The sequence below is a fragment of the Novosphingobium sp. TCA1 genome, assembly GCF_009811895.1.
GTDB classification, from domain to species: Bacteria; Pseudomonadota; Alphaproteobacteria; order Sphingomonadales; family Sphingomonadaceae; genus Novosphingobium; species Novosphingobium panipatense_A.
Window position 1 is genome coordinate 1 of the sequence record NZ_BLJH01000015.1, and the last position, 14,799, is coordinate 14,799.

At 59.3% G+C, this 14,799-nt stretch carries 9 protein-coding genes; 6 read left to right on the forward strand and 3 right to left on the reverse strand.

Translation table 11 applies throughout. From position 1 onward, the window contains the following. The first annotated feature begins 690 nt into the window (after positions 1-690). The 5 genes from NTCA1_RS16605 (at position 691) to NTCA1_RS16625 (ending at position 9,434) form a co-directional block, all read left to right on the forward strand. Positions 691-3,210 (forward strand): TonB-dependent receptor, encoded by a 2,520-nt coding sequence (locus NTCA1_RS16605; RefSeq protein WP_133085099.1) that lies wholly within the window; start codon positions 691-693, stop codon positions 3,208-3,210. A gap of 118 nt (positions 3,211-3,328) precedes the next feature. Next, positions 3,329-4,192: an NAD(P)-dependent oxidoreductase gene (locus NTCA1_RS16610; protein WP_133085098.1), complete on the forward strand. Its 864-nt coding sequence runs from the start codon at positions 3,329-3,331 to the stop codon at positions 4,190-4,192. A 467-nt stretch (positions 4,193-4,659) separates the two neighbouring features. Beyond that, positions 4,660-5,883, forward strand: coding sequence for a cytochrome P450 (locus NTCA1_RS16615; RefSeq protein ID WP_133085097.1), 1,224 nt, complete (start codon positions 4,660-4,662; stop codon positions 5,881-5,883). 441 nt (positions 5,884-6,324) lie between these two features. After that, positions 6,325-7,947 (forward strand): GMC family oxidoreductase, encoded by a 1,623-nt coding sequence (locus NTCA1_RS16620; protein WP_133085096.1) that lies wholly within the window; start codon positions 6,325-6,327, stop codon positions 7,945-7,947. Next, a complete protein-coding gene (locus NTCA1_RS16625; RefSeq protein WP_159831187.1) occupies positions 7,944-9,434 on the forward strand; it encodes an aldehyde dehydrogenase family protein in 1,491 nt (496 codons plus the stop codon). Before NTCA1_RS16620 ends, NTCA1_RS16625 begins: the two co-directional genes overlap by 4 nt. Positions 9,435-9,634: 200 nt before the next feature. Here NTCA1_RS16625 and NTCA1_RS16630 read toward each other — a convergent pair whose 3' ends face one another. After that, positions 9,635-10,867: a cytochrome P450 gene (locus tag NTCA1_RS16630; RefSeq protein WP_133085094.1), complete on the reverse strand. Its 1,233-nt coding sequence runs from the start codon at positions 10,865-10,867 to the stop codon at positions 9,635-9,637. Between the two features lie 117 nt (positions 10,868-10,984). On the opposite strand from NTCA1_RS16630, the gene NTCA1_RS16635 reads away from it, so the two are divergent. Next, positions 10,985-11,350, forward strand: a complete 366-nt coding sequence (locus NTCA1_RS16635) for a hypothetical protein (protein WP_133085093.1) — start codon at positions 10,985-10,987, stop codon at positions 11,348-11,350. Positions 11,351-11,386: 36 nt separating this feature from the next. Here the strand turns inward: NTCA1_RS16635 and NTCA1_RS16640 are convergent, their stop codons facing one another. Together NTCA1_RS16640 and NTCA1_RS16645 are read right to left on the reverse strand one after the other, a co-directional pair. After that, the gene (locus NTCA1_RS16640; protein ID WP_133085092.1) at positions 11,387-12,187 is read right to left on the reverse strand and encodes an SDR family NAD(P)-dependent oxidoreductase; all 801 of its coding nucleotides are present in this window, start codon (positions 12,185-12,187) and stop codon (positions 11,387-11,389) included. Positions 12,188-12,267: 80 nt separating this feature from the next. Next, positions 12,268-14,661, reverse strand: a complete 2,394-nt coding sequence (locus tag NTCA1_RS16645) for a TonB-dependent receptor (RefSeq protein WP_133085091.1) — start codon at positions 14,659-14,661, stop codon at positions 12,268-12,270. Positions 14,662-14,799: the final 138 nt, after the last annotated feature.

The following is a 14,799-nucleotide window of genomic DNA, read 5'->3' on the forward strand; positions in this document are numbered from 1 at the left end:
ATCGTCCCTTTCGTGGTCCAAACTATCATAGTCTCTGGGCCACTCAGCGGGGGGCAGATCAATGCTCGCGATAGTATTGGGCTACTTGAGCATATGGCATTGAAGGCGCGAGCGGCGGAAAGAGGTGTGCAACCGGCCAGATTCCCAGGAACATCATTGTTCCTGCAATCGCGCCCATGTAAGTGCACAGCTTCATTGTCGTGCTCTGGCTACCCATCACCCCTCCGCGGATTTGTTCTCCTGGATCGTGAGTAGCGCCCATGCGAAGAGCACCCACCCGAGGATAGGGTTTGCCGGATGAGACGGCTTTCACCTGCGGAAGGCGGTGCTTCTGAAGGACCATTTGCTAAATGCCATCGGAGCATCGATCCGCCATATTGCACCCGAGGTGTTTTCAACCATTCGTATGAGAGAGACCGCTTCGACACATTTGTCCGGCGTGCTCACGCACGGCCCGTGATCGCCTTGCGACTGAAAGACTAGCACGCCGGAAACAGCGAAAATGTGCCCCGCGCTTCGGATTCCCAAACACATTGCGGCAGTCTAGTGACACCTCACCTATTGCGTATTTTCAGGTCGGAGATCTTGCGCAACCTAAATGGAAACAGGACCGCCCCACCCTTCGATAGGTAGCCCTGCGGCGGACCACCAGTAGACTGCAAGAAAATCGGAGTCGGCAGGGAGATGGAAATGAAAAAGGGCATTTGTAGGGTATTGCTCGGCTCGAGCGCCCTGATGATCTGTTCGGGCCAGGCCTGGGCGGAAGAAGACAATGCTCCGGCAAACACCGCCGGCGCACAAAGTACCGGGGAAATTATCGTTACGGCTCGGCGAACCGCCGAGCGATTGCAGGATGTTCCGGTTGCGGTCGCCGCATTTGACAGCAGCGCTCTCCAGCGCTCGACTGTACAGGAACTCTCGGATGTCAGGACAATCGCCTCCGGCCTGAACTTCAATTCGGAGGGCGGGAAAAGCACGACGAATGTGAGCTTGCGCGGCGTAGGCCAGCTTCCCGTCGGTCTTACGACCCCAGGTGTTGTAACCTATTTCAACAACATCGCGATTCCCAGCCTTGGGTCGAGCATTCCTACCTACGACATCGCGAATGTGCAGGTTCTCAAGGGACCGCAGGGCACTCTGTTCGGTAAATCGACGCTCGGCGGCGCGATCCTCGTCAATACCGTTCAACCGGACCTGTACGATTTCGGAGGCTACGTGAAAGGCACGTATGGCCGCTGGAACTACTGGGCGATCGAAGGGGCGGTCAACGTCCCGATCGTGTCGGAAAAGATCGCGTTGCGCATTGCCGGCCAGATACGGCGCCAGGACCCCAGGATCCGCTCTCTGGACGCAGACTTCTTCGCGCTGCCTGAAGTGAAGGCCCTGGGCGCTACGGATCCGAAAGCCAACAGCTATCCCGGCTTCGAGAACATCAAGAACGACAGCGTTCGTGTGTCGCTTACAATCGCCCCGACCGAGGGGATCACGAACACGACGGTCGCCGAATATTTCAAGGCCGACGAACTGGCATCCGGTCTCTACCTTTACAAGGCAGATTTCGCGCCGCTCCAGTCGGCCGTTTTCCTGCCGCTCCTTGGTAGCGCCAGTCGGGCTGCCACCGCCGTCCAGCTTGCAAGCCTCGTCGAGGCTTACGCGCAGGCGCATCCTCGCGGCGCGTTCGACGGCGGGATCGACGGAGGCCGGGCTTATCGAAAGTCGATCGCGGTCGTCAACACGACCGACGTTGAGCTGAGCGACAGCTTCTCTCTCCGGAACATTTTCGGCTATCGCAAGAATACGAATGACCAGTCGATCAACACTGCTGCCGTGCCGGTGCTGGATCAGGGAGGCGTAGCGAATCCGTTCCTGGGCGGCCTTGTTACCCAGCCTTTCATTACCTACTACGCCGAACAACGCTATGTTCGCGACTATATCGACAACGACTTCCAGTTCATCTACAAGGGTTCGGGCGGACTGAACGGTATTCTTGGCGTCTACTACAGTGTGGATGGCCCGGCCGGCCCCTCCGGCGACCAGTTTACCGTGTTCTCGTCGCTTGGCCGCGTTCCGCCCACCACCACTCATGTGAAAAATCAAAGCCTCGCGGTATACGGGCAATTTGGCATTCCGCTCACGGATAAGCTGAATTTCAACATCGGCGGTCGCTACAGCTGGGACAAGTCGGAATTCTGCTACAATCCTGGCAATACGGCCACGTTCGCATCTGTTGACTTCTCACAGTGCAAGCAGAATATCGCCGATCGGGTGGGGACGCCGACCGAATTCAGCGACGGTTTCGGACAGGCATCGGTCAAAGACAACTATCCGACATGGACCGTTGGGTTTGACTACAAGATCAGCCCGGATTTCATGGTCTATATCACGAGCCGCCGCGGCGTTCGCCCCAAGAACCTCAATTTCCCGCTGTTCGAATCTCCTCCGGTGACCTGCCCATCCCAGGCGTACTCGATGTCCTGCGTGGATCTGCGTGGGTACCAGACAATCAAGCAGGAACGGGTAACCGATGTCGAGATCGGCGAGAAACTGAGCTTCAATGTGGCCGGTGCACAAGGACGGCTCAATGTCGCGGCCTTCTATTCGCGCTACGACAACGCCACGCAGTTCCTGTCGAATTCCGGCAACTTCCTGTTTCCTCGCGGAACCCTGGACGCGCCGCCCTCCTCGATCATCATCAATGCAGCCGATCTCAACATCTACGGTGTGGAAATCGATGCCAGTGTGTCGCCTGATCGCAACCTGACTCTGGGCTTTAATGGCGCCATCACAAAAACGGACGTGGCAAAGCTGCTTCCCATCAATACGAATGGCGAACTCGGACCAAATGTCGGATCCTTCGGCGCAGATCAGATCAACAGGCTGACACCGACATTCTCCGGTACCGTCACGGCCAGCTGGATTACGCCAGTCCATCCGGCAAATGCAGATGTCATCATCAGCGGCGATCTTTACATGACGGCCGACTACGGCGGCCAGCAAGGCTACCAGCTGAAGGGCTATTCCCTCGCCAACGGGCGTATCGACGTCAAGGGAATTGCCGGCACGGGGCTGGACCTGGGCTTCTACGTCAAGAACCTGTTTGACGTTCAATATCAGGCGGGCGTTTCGGTCATTTTGCCGAATGCCCCATATAACAGCCTCTATCTCGGCCCTCCGCGCACCTGGGGCGTCGAGGCGACCTACAGGTTCTGATAGCCGGAACAACCATGAAGGGGCGGACGCGATCCGCCCCTTTTTGACTTTGAATTATCCTGGAAGCGTCGAGCCCCCCTCGGCAGCACCAGTGTTTTTCCGATACAGGAGAATAGTGGTGAAGACCGGCGGCGTTATCGGTTTGGGATCGATTGGCGGAGGCGTCGCCATATGCCTTCAGCGATCCGGCCAGCTTGCAGCAATCTATGACGTTCAGGCGGCAGCCGCGGATCGCGTTAAGGGTGCACCTCCAATTTCCTCTAGCCCCCGTGCCTTGGCCGAGGCTTCGGACTGCGTGCTGATCGCGGTCCTCAACGGGGAGCAGACCCTTGCAGTCCTCTCCGGACCGGACGGAGTGCTCGCGGCAAACAAACCCGGCCAGACCGTCATTCTGTTGTCGACGATCAATATGGCAGATCTCGCCGGAGCGCAGGCGATGTGCAAGGATGCCGGCGTTATCCTCATCGACTGCGGGGTCACGAACGGACCGAAATCTGCCGAAAACGGCCTCATTTGTATGGCCGGCGGCGAAGACGGTGATCTGGCGGCCGCCAAACCCGTATTCGACGGATTCGCGCAGCAGGTCCTTCACATGGGCGGCCCGGGAGCCGGCATGGCCGCCAAGATCGCTCGCAACACCACGTACTTCGGCTGCATGAGAGCGGGTTACGAGGGGGCAGTTATTGCGCGCAACTATGGCGTCAGCCTCGATCAGCTCACTCTCGCGTTGTCAGGCGACCCGACCGCCGGCGGCGGGCTTGAGGGCGCCCTTGCCATGGCGAGACGTCCCGAAGCGGCTGGGAATGCCGACGAGACGAAGCTACGCGAATATTTCCAGATGCTCATGGTGAAGGATCTGGAGGTCGCGATTGCCGAGGCGGCTCGCTTCGGCGTCCGTCTTCCCATGGTAGAACTGATCCGGGAGAACGCCGCTTCCACATCAGGACTGGAATATCCGCTCGGCCAACCAATCGGCGCCTGAGTGCCCCTAACCAGGCCGCGGGCGACCAATCGGATATGGCTCAGCCCATTCGCCATAGTCGTCGCGCGGTCTGATAGGGGTAGCCGAAGTGCCGACACGCAAGGCGCCGGAAGCAGTGAAGCGAGATGCTTTCGCAGATTTCGTCCGGCGCCGCCGCGCAGGTACTCCCGGCCACCAGGGGCGCGGCCAATGTCTTTCATCGACGCCCCCTGTGAATGCGAGCCAGCGGTATTACCTCAACAACCGGCCAAACCGCTCTGACGTGACTGCGACGCGACAGGGCGCCGGTTCGCAGCGAACGGCGGCCCGGCGCCTATCTTATGGAAGGTTGCGCAGGCCACGCGTTGACGCATTTCCCATCGTCTGATCGCAGCGCGAAACAGGACTAGACGCTTCGGTAAACCAGAATGGCAGCGCACAGGCGAGCGGTCTGGCCAGCGGGGCAAAGAGGATTCGGAGAAGATTTGATGGCGAGCGCACCCACACAGGAAATTCCTCCCCACGTACCGGCCGAGATGGCAAAGTGGTTGCCCTATTTCGCTCGTGAGGAAGTGAAGGAGTGCCCTCAGGAAACGCTCATTCCCGAGATGCACCGCACCCTGGGACCCATTACGTATGTCACCAACATCTTCCCCGGAGACAAGCCCGGCTGGCTGCTCACCGGCTATGATGACACCATGGCCATGCTGCGCGATCCCGACAATTTCACCAAGAACGGCATGGGCCAATGGTCGCAGAGCATCGGCGCAGACTGGTTGGTCGTGCCCACGGAGGTGGATCCTCCGATGCACAGTTTCTACCGCAAGGCCCTGAACCCCCAATTCTCGCCGCAGAAGATGGCCGCGATGAAAGACGAGCTGCGGCGACGCGCAAGCGATCTCATCGGGGCATTCAAAGACCGCGGCCACTGCGATTTCGTGAACGAATTTTCCGAACGCTACCCGATCTTCATCGTTCTCGACCTCCTGGGACTTCCGCAGGAACGGATGGCCGAATTCCTGGTCTGGGAAAAGGAGATGTTGCACACCAATGACTGGCAGGTGCGCAGCAACGCGGTGCGCCAGGTCGTGGCATATCTGCAGTCCGAGATCGATGCTCGCCGCCGTACTCCTCAGGACGACTACATCACCAAGATATTCGACTTCGAAGCCGAAGACGGCCGCAAGTGGAATAACGAAGAGGTCCTCGGCCATTGCTTCAATCTTTTTCTCGGCGGCCTCGACACGGTCACGACCATGCTGGGCAATATCTTCGCACATCTCGCACGCCATCCTGATCAGCAGCAGGAACTGCGCGACAATCCGGATCGAATGGTCCTGGCGGTCGAGGAGTTTCTTCGGGTCTACGGGCCGGTTACGGCATTCCGTATCGCTTCGCGCGAAATCGAGATTCACGGGCAGAAGATCATGCCGGGCGAATATGTTTCGGTCAGCACGCCCGTCGTGAACCAGGATCCGAAGATCCATGAAGACCCAGCGGAGGTCCGTTTCGATCGCAAGGCCGCGCATGTGGCGCTCGGCGGGGGTATCCACAAGTGCCTCGGCATGCATCTCGCCCGGCTCGAACTGCAGACTGCCCTGGAACTGTTTCTGAAAGAAATTCCGCAATTTCGATTCAAAGACGGTTTCGAACCGAAATATTTCGTGGGCAATATCACTTTCGTGCCCCGCCTCGAACTTCAGTGGAACTAAGAGACGCTGTGCGTTCTTGACGCACTATCGGCGCGTGGAACCCGTTCCAGTTACGAAGCCAGCCTCAAGCTGACGCAACGCATGCGAACTGCAGCAAACCGGAATGGCATATTGTGCCATTCCGGTCAGTGTTTGATAGCCGGTTTAAACCAGCCACTTGGGCCGTTCAGACCGTGACCTGCGCACCGGCGCAGGGAATCGGTGTGCACCCCATTTCGTCAGATTTCCCGCGAATGCCAACGCAGGATCGTGGCCTGGAACATGTTGCCCGGCCCAGCCCTCTCCACTTTGGCGGCGGGAGGCGGCTTACGCCAATGTAGACGCCCCGATATGGCGACTGCCAGGAAATTAGCCCGCAAACGTTCAGCTTCTTGGACAGAAGGTGCGCCGACCTTCCTTCAGACAGGTGGGCGTAGCGTGCCAGCATGTTCACTCCGCGGCATGCAGCAAAAAATCTATGATTACATCATTGTCGGCGCCGGATCCTCCGGCTGCGTTCTGGCAAACAGGCTGTCTGCCGATCCCGACGTTTCGGTGCTGCTGGTCGAGGCGGGCCCTGACGACAAGAGTCCTCTGATCAGGATGCCGCGCGGCATCGGCAAACTGCTTGCCCCGGGAAACCCGCATGTCTGGGACTATCAAGTATCCCCGGGCGGGAACGCGTCACACGAAGTGTGGCTCAAGGGCCGAGCGGTTGGCGGTTCAAGTTCCGTCAACGGTATGGTCTATGTCCGGGGCGCTCCGGCCGACTACGACGCGTGGGAACGGGCGGGCTGTCATGGCTGGGGCTGGACGGAAATGGGCCGGCATTTCGTCGAACTCGAGGACCACGCGCTTGGTGCCAATGAATGGCGCGGCACCGGCGGTCCACTGAAAGTCAGTGTTCATCCCGCGGGCGATCCGCTTTGCGAAGCGTTCCTGGAGGCCAGTGAGCAAGCCGGAATTCCTCGGGTCGCAGACATGAACGACATCCCTTCGGTCACCGACGGCGGTATGGGCTATCAGCCGACCACGACGCATAATGGCAAACGCTTTTCGGCTGCGCGCGCATTTCTGAAACCCGTGCGTGGGAGATCCAATCTCGACGTTACGCCCGGCACCGATGTCCTGCGCATCCTGTTCGAAGGCAAACGGGCCTGCGGTATTGTCGCGCGCAAGGCCGGTCAAACTTTCGAGGTGCAAGCACGGCGCGAAGTAATCGTATGTGCGGGTGCGATCCAGAGTCCGAAACTTCTGCAGCTCTCGGGTATCGGCCCACGCCGCCTGTTGGAGGGGCTGGGTATTCCGGTCGTAGTCGATGCACCCGGGGTGGGCGCCAACCTGCAGGAGCACCGATATCTGGGTTTCACTTTCCGGGTTCGCGGCCAAAGTCTGAACCAGCGACTGTCGGGCGCTGGTCTGGTCGCATCGTTCCTTCGCTACCTGTTTGCCTCGAGCGGTCCCCTCACCCATTCGGCGCACGAAGTTGGCGGCTTCATCAAGACAGAAGCGCAGCTCGAGCGACCCGACGCACAAGTGGGCATGGGTCTCTATTCGTTTCATACCGATGAAAAGGGCGCGGTCGTTCTCGACCCATTCCCCGGCCTGACGGTGATCGCCTACTACATGAGGCCCGACAGTCTGGGCGAAGTGAGGATTACCTCGGCAGATCCCGATGCTGCGCCTGCCATCGATGCCAATCACCTTGCGAGCGCCAACGATCGTGAGCGGTTCCTGGCTCTGTTCAGGTGGCTGCGCAACCTTGCCCGGCAGCCGGCCTTGCGGGACTGGATTATCGAGGAAACCGGCGCCACGGCGGGCCTCGAAACCGACGAGGACATCCTCGCGAATGCCATCGGGCTTGGCGGCACATCGTTCCACATCTGCGGGACCTGCCGGATGGGAAGCGATACGGGTGCGGTGCTCGACCCGCAGCTGCGCGTTCGCGGCGTCACCGGTCTACGGGTCGTGGACACATCGATCATGCCGACCATTGTGTCGGGCAATACCAACGCGCCGGCCATGGCGATCGCTCTCAACGCCGCGGAAATGATTTTGCGGCCCCAGCAGGATGATGGACTTTGACTATTCCCTTCACCAGTTTCGATGGTCTTTACATCGACGGCGCCTGGGCCGAAGCCGCCGGCGATCGGGACGACATCCTCAATCCGGCAACCGAGGCGGTAATCGGCCGGGCACCCGTGGGCGATAGCATCGCGGCACACGCAGCCATCGCCGCGGCGCGAGATGCATTCGATAACGGTGTATGGCCCCGCATGGCGATGGCCGAGCGCGCGGAATACCTTCGCAAGATGCATGCCGCATTGGATGGTCGGCGAGCCCAGATCGCGACGCTAATCGTGGCAGAGGTCGGCTGTTCGCAACGCGTCACCCATACGATGCAGGTCGGCAACCCGCTCGACCATCTGCTTGCTGCGCTGAACCACTCGGCACGGGACGACAGTGTCCGGTTACCGATCGACGTGACTCCCGATCCATTTGATCCCCAGGGCCCAAAGAAAATCGGCGGCACGACGGTAGTCCGCGAACCGGTTGGCGTCGTTGCAGGGATTACCGGCTACAATTTCCCTTTTCTGCTCAACCTGGCGAAAATCGTACCTGCCTTGCTGGCAGGCAACACGCTGGTGCTCAAGCCGTCCCCATTTACGCCCTTTTCCGCTCTGCTGTTCGGCGAGATCGCGCAAGAAATCGGGTTGCCCAAGGGCGTGCTGAATATCGTTACCGGCGGACCAGACGTGGGGTCGCTGTTGACTACCGACCCGCGCGTCGATCTTGTCAGTTTCACGGGATCAGAAACCGTGGGCGCTGCGATCATGGCGCAGGCGGCCCCGACCTTGAAGCGCGTTCATCTAGAACTAGGCGGCAAGTCGGCGCTGATCGTCAGGCACGATGCCGATATTGCCCGAACCGCGGCAATGGCCGCCGCTGTCTTGTCGGTCAATGCTGGACAAGGATGCGCTCTGCTCACGCGGCTTCTGGTGCACAACAGTGTGCGGGCCAAATTCGTCGAGGCCGTCTGCGCTGTCGCCCGCCAGTTCAGGATCGGCGACCCCAGCGATTCAACGGTGACGATGGGCCCGCTGATCCGCGAGAGCCAGCGTAGCAAGGTCGAACGCATGATCGCCCAGGCCCGCGATCAAGGCGCAAGGCTCGTTCACGGCGGCGGACGGCCGGCGGGGCTCGACAAGGGCTATTTTACGGAGATCACGATCTTCGACGATGTCGACAACCAGATGAACATCGCGCAGGAGGAAGTCTTCGGGCCCGTCGGCTGCGTGATCGGTTTCGACAGTGATGACGAGGCCATCCGCATCGCCAACGATTCCAGATACGGTCTCAACGGCGGCATCGAGACGGCTGACGCTGCCAAAGGGTATGAGATGGCAATGCAGATTCGCGCAGGCAGCGTCATGCTGAATGGCGGGACCGGGCGGATGACCTATGCGCCGATCGGGGGTTACAAAAGGTCAGGTATCGGCCGCGAGTATGGTCCGGATTGGCTTCACGAATATCAGAACCAGAAATCCGTGTTCTACCCAATCGGTCGCTAGAGCGTTTTCTAATCAGGTGGAACCACCTGATGACTCGGAAAACGCGCCAAACCAGAAGTTTAAAGCGGTTGATCCGATGCAGTCGGATCAACCGCTCTAGGCTGGAAAATTCGCTATCGGCACGCGCAGAGTATTAGGCTGGATGGCTGATACTCCTGAGCGTCCGGGAGGCCCAACAAGGCTTCCCGGACGCTCAGCTGTCAGGCCGATGCGCTATCCCATTGAAGATGAAGATCGGGCACGTGCAAGATGTTGCCGACGTAATAGGGAACTTTGAAGCCGTCCTTGATTCTGAATTCGGGCAGCGTCGTCACAAACTCCTCCACTGCTATCTGCAACTCCAGCCGGGCGAGATGCATGCCCAGGCATTTGTGGATGCCGCTTCCCAATGACATGTGCGCCGCCTTGCGGTCGAACCGGATTTCCTGCGGTTCATCGTAAAATACCGGATCGCGACCCACAACCGGCGAACTGAAGGCCACATAGTCTCCAGGCATGATCTTTTGGCCGTGAATTTCGATCTCCTTGGTCGCGATGCGAAACACGGTGACAGGTGCGAAGGCGCGCAGGAACTCCTCAACAGCCAAAACGATGAGCGAAGGATCGGCTCGGAGTTCGTTCTGCTTTTCCGGATGCGATGCCAGATAGTTGAAGATGTTGCCCAGCAGGGACGTGACCGTATCGAGGCCGCCGATGTAGAGATTGAAGCAGTGCCCCAAGACCTCGTCATCATTCCAGGGCCGCCCGTCTACTTCGAAGTCGAGCACCTTGGTGATGTAATCGTCGCGTGGCTGCTCGCGCCTCGCTGCGATTTCCTCGAGCAGGTAGGCCTTTACCTTTCGCACGGCATTTCCGCGCACTTCCCAGTCGTTGGAATGGAGCAGTTCCTTTTCCCATTTCAGGAACTCGGTCATTCGTCCCTGCGGCAGGCCCAAAAGGTCGAGGACGATGTAGATGGGAAACTTCTCCGAGAAGTCGGCAATGAAGTCGCATTGTCCCCGCTCTCGCAAGGCGCCGATGAGAGACCGCGCGCGTTCACGGACCTGTTCCTTCATTGCAAACATCTTCTGCGGCGCGAAATGGCCGTTCAGCGCCTTGCGGTACTGGGTATGGATCGGCGGATCGGCCTCCGTTGGGATCACGAGCCAGTCTTCACCAATATTCTGAGCCCATTTTCCCATGCCGTTTTTGGTAAAGTTGTCCGGATCGCGGAGCATCGCCTGAACATCTTCGGCGTTTTTCAGCAGCCAGCCGGGTTGATCCCCCGGAAAAATGTTAGTGACGTAAGAGACGGGTGGAAGCTCGGCGTGCATTGCCGGGATCAGAACTTCCTGCGGATTTTCATAGACGACCTTGCGCGCAAAGAGAGGCAGCGTGAACGCCAATTCGGCCGGAACATGGGCGGGGAGCGAGGATTTGGCGAGTGAAGTCATGGTATTCTCCAGAGCTCAACGGAAAGTGGCAACCCTTGCCAAAGATGGGTGCGTCGCCCGCTGCACGGATGCGAATGCGGCGGGGCGGAATATCCGCAGCCAATGGAGGCCACGAAAATGGGCGACGCAATCACTCCGGATCTCGAGCAGGCGATCAGGGACAACTACCGGTTGTGGAACGAAGGCAAGCGCGAAGAGCTCGATGCGCTTTTTCGCTCGCTCGGGCCCCAAGGTTTCACGATCGAATATGTCGGATCCTCCGCAGTCGACGGCCCCACCGCGATGGCCGCCATGTGGAAGGAATACGGGGGCAAATGCACCACCGAACTTCTTGATGTGATAGTCAATGGAACGGAAGGCGCCGCCTATGTCGCCAATCACCTTCAGACCGATAGCGGCACGGTCAGATTGACCAGCCTCGAGACCTACAAAGTTGCCGGCGGCCGGTTGGCTATTAGATACTTCCATCGGACTGCCCGGTAGAAGCTTCCTGGTCCGAATGCGGGTTTTGGGCATCGATCAGTCCGCTGCCTGCATGAAGGCAAGCAGATCCGCATAATGCGGCTGATGGACAAGGCCGCCGCCAGAAATGGAGATGTTCTCACCGGTAATGTAGCGAGCCTCGTCGGACGCCAGGAACGCCACAAGCGCAGCGATGTCTTCAGGTGTTCCGAAATTGGGCGTCAATATATGCCGCTGGATGATCTCCTTGAGACCCGGCACCGTCTTTTCCAGCGCTTCGGTCAGCACGACACCGGGGGCCACGCTGTTGCAGCGAATGTTGTCGCGTCCGTGCTGCGTCGCGATGTACCGCGTCAGCCCAATGATACCGGCTTTGGATGAACCGTAGGCGATACGGGCCAGATCTCCTGCCGAGCCTGAATTCGAGGCGGTATTGATGATCGAGCCGCCGCCACCAGCCACCATGTGCGGAATCGCGTATTTGCATCCGAGCAGGTAGCCAGTGAGATTGATGTCGAGGATCTCGCGCCATATCTCGATCGGGATATCGACTGCGGTCGTATCCTGCGGGCTTTTGACCGGATCCGTCATGGCCGCATTATTGTGAAGTATGTCCAACTTGCCAAAGTGCGCGACTGTCTTGTCGACCATGGCCTTGACCGACTTCGGCGCGGCCGCGTCGAACTGTACGGCGAGCGCCCTTTCTCCCAAAGATGCAGCAGTGCGCGCCGCGGCCTCTTCGGAAACATCTGCGACGACGACCAGCGCGCCTTCCTCAACGAACCGCCGCGCAACACCCGTACCGATGCCGCCGCCGCCGCCAGTCACAATTGCGACCTTGTTTTCTAGCCGTTTCATCTCTCACAATTCTCCCGGACGTGTACGAGGGGACCAAGTTGTCCCCTCGCTTACTCAATAGTTCGCCTCGACGCGGCCGATCAGTAGTTGAACGTCAATTCCACCCCATAGGTCGCCGGTTGCCCGACATAGGCTGCGACAATTCCAAGGGTTCGATAGAGATCCGGGAATCTTCGCAGCAGATACTTGTTGTTGGTGATGTTCCGTCCGTAGACGGCTATTTCGATGTCGGGGTTGTCGAACTGGTAGGCGATCCGGCCGTTGAAGACACCATATCCCGGCACGCGTCCGAGGCTGTTCTCAGTGTCGTAGGCGGCCTTGGTCGCAGCGGATGCCTGATCGGCCGCCCTCACCGCGTCGAAATGCTGAGCCCCAATATAGGAATAGGCGCCCGTAACAGCGAAGCTGCCCGCACCCAGCGGAACCTTCTGGGTCGCGCTGACGTTGAGCTGCTCCTTGGGCAGCTGCAGCAGCGGCAATCCGCTCAGGTCGACAACACAGCCGTTTGTCACGCCCGATCCGTTGGTACAGCCACTGCCCGGGACCACCTGAATTTCGTTAAATGTGCCCTTGACGTACTTGCCGTCCTGAAGCGACCCGTTGAGGCTGACGGTCATACCCTTCCAGGGAACCGCAGTTGCTTCGGCCTCGACACCCCAGATCCGCACCTTGCCGTTGTTCTGGATATACTGCGTAACGCCAATCCCGGGAACGAAGCTGTTGACGATCGCCTGGTTGTCGCTCTTCCAAGTATGGAAGACCGCCGTATTGAAGCGCAGATGCCGATCGAAGAGATCCACCTTCAGACCTCCTTCGACATCCTTCACTTTTTCCGGCGAGAATGCCGGTAGCCCGCCTGCCCGCAGGTTCCAGCCGCCGGCCTTCGCCGCGCCGCGTGTCGCGACATACAGGAAGAGATCGTCCGTTGCCTGCCAGTCGAGACCGAGGTTCCATGCAGGATAGTGGAACTTGGCATTCTGGTCCTGATTACAGGTCGTGGCCGTGACCGGTTCGGTGGGAGTGACCGTGCAATTGATGCCGGTGGGCGTGCCTGCGACCGGCACGTCATAGGGCAGGCCATATATCTGGGCATTGTGCAAAACACTGTCCCTGGTGTCCCACGTGTAGCGGAAGCCACCGACGGCGCGCAGGCTCGAGGTCAGCTCCAGGTAGGCTTGCGCAAACAAGCCGAACGTCTTGTTGGTAACGTCCGCATTGGAATCGCGAATGAGGCCGCCGAAGATCTGGGATCGACTGAACTCGTAGCCGCTTTCTTTCCCGGCGTAGGCACCGGCGATGAAGCTGAGCCCGTCCGTTACGTTACCCGAAACCTGGAGTTCCTGGGAAAGGTAATAGGACCCCGATCCAGCGAAGGTCCCGAGCAAGGGAACCGCGGTACCATCGGTATCGCTCAGGCCGTAGTTCATCGAATGACGATAGCCAGTAATGGACTTCAGATTGAGTTGGCCCAGTTCGACATTAACGGTGCCGGAAAAACCGTATACTTCCAGAGTGTTGAACGGCTGCACCCCATAGAGAGCCTGCGCCTGCGGCGTGAGTCTGCCAATACCTGCCGGCACCGAGGTACCGGTAGCGGTATTGTCCCACCAGTTGTCCTTGGTCAGCAGACCTGCGGTGAGACCCGGTTGAAAGGGAGCAGGGACAATTGCGGGATTGAAGGTCCAAAGAGCAATCTGCTGCCCGCTGTTTCGCTGGCGGTTCCAGTCGCCGGAAAGAGTGACGTCCCAGCCATTGCCAATGTACTTGAGTTTACCGCGCAGGAATTTGCTGTTGTTGTCAGCAAAATCCCGACCTGTAAGTGGATTGTTCCCGTAGCCATCGCGATCGTTGATCGCGCCGCTGACGCGGATCGCCAGCCCTTCGGCCAAGGGGAGGTTGATCGTGGACTGAACACCGAGGTTGTTGTAGTTCCCAAACTCCGCCTTGAATCTGCCTTCGCGTTGGTCGGTTGGATCCTTGGTGATGATGTTGATAGCCCCGCCGGTCGTGTTCCGCCCGAAGAGCGTGCCCTGAGGTCCACGCAGCACCTCAAGGCGCTCGACATCCTGGATGTCGGTCATGCCGGTCGAAGGGCGCGGAATGTAGACACCGTCGACGTATGTCGCCACTGCCGGATCGTTGGCGAGGATCGGTTGAAGGTTTCCTTGTCCGCGAATGGCCACGAACACGATGCCATCGCCGCCCGCCGAACCGCGGCCGATCACCAGGCCGGGCGCCGTACGTTGAAGATCCACGACGTTTTCGACTTTGGCAGTCGTCAGTGCCTGGGAACTGAGCGCCGTTACCGCAATCGGCGTGGTCTGAAGACTCTCCTCGATCCGGCGAGCCGTAACGATGATGTCCTGGATCCCGGTAGTTTCGTTTGATTGTGTTTGCTGCGCGTGTGCGGGTTGCCCCCACGCAGCAATCAACGCGCCTGTCGCTATAGTCGCCAGTATGACAGCCTTGGTCATCCGTTCCTCCCACGTCGTTTTTGTTTTGCTCCGTGCCTGTTTCGGCACGTTGACGCGGGGGGGAGCCTAAGCGCGGGGGATTTTCCTCCATAGTGGTTGCGGAGTTAATGACTGCGGCGCGACATGTTTTGGCCGTCG

Excerpts from the sequence above, each read along its gene's own strand:
- NTCA1_RS16605 (WP_133085099.1), top strand. The coding sequence starts at position 691 with ATGAAAAAGGGCATTTGTAGGGTATTGCTCGGCTCGAGCGCCCTGATG.
- NTCA1_RS16615 (WP_133085097.1), top strand. The coding sequence starts at position 4,660 with ATGGCGAGCGCACCCACACAGGAAATTCCTCCCCACGTACCGGCCGAG.
- NTCA1_RS16620 (WP_133085096.1), top strand. The coding sequence starts at position 6,325 with ATGCAGCAAAAAATCTATGATTACATCATTGTCGGCGCCGGATCCTCC.
- NTCA1_RS16630 (WP_133085094.1), bottom strand. The coding sequence starts at position 10,867 with ATGACTTCACTCGCCAAATCCTCGCTCCCCGCCCATGTTCCGGCCGAA.
- NTCA1_RS16635 (WP_133085093.1), top strand. The coding sequence starts at position 10,985 with ATGGGCGACGCAATCACTCCGGATCTCGAGCAGGCGATCAGGGACAAC.
- NTCA1_RS16640 (WP_133085092.1), bottom strand. The coding sequence starts at position 12,187 with ATGAAACGGCTAGAAAACAAGGTCGCAATTGTGACTGGCGGCGGCGGC.
- NTCA1_RS16645 (WP_133085091.1), bottom strand. The coding sequence starts at position 14,661 with ATGACCAAGGCTGTCATACTGGCGACTATAGCGACAGGCGCGTTGATT.